The sequence below is a fragment of the Brevundimonas sp. SPF441 genome (assembly GCF_009661015.1).
GTDB classification, from domain to species: Bacteria; Pseudomonadota; Alphaproteobacteria; order Caulobacterales; family Caulobacteraceae; genus Brevundimonas; species Brevundimonas vesicularis.
Genome location: NZ_WJWX01000064.1, coordinates 1 through 255 on the forward strand (window position 1 = coordinate 1; position 255 = coordinate 255).

Annotated in this window: 1 pseudogene; it reads left to right on the forward strand. The window is 74.5% G+C overall.

From position 1 onward, the window contains the following. Positions 1-255, forward strand: a pseudogene (locus GGC30_RS16800) (chemotaxis protein); the annotation flags it as partial.

Here is a 255-nt window from a genome sequence, read left to right on the forward strand (position 1 = left end):
CGCGGCCATGGTCGAGCAGTCGACCGCCGCCAGCCTGAGCCTGAGCCGCGAAGCCGCCGAACTGGCCGAACTGGTCGGCCGCTTCGAGACCAGCCAGGTCGCGGCGGCCCCGTCGCCGATCCACAAGGCTCCTATCCAGCAGATGAAGGCCCGGGTCGAGAGCTTCGCCCGCGCCCACGCCGCCCCCGCGCGCGCGCGTATGGCGGCCGGCGGCGGTGGGCGGGCGGCTGCGGCCGCTATTCAATCGGACTGGGA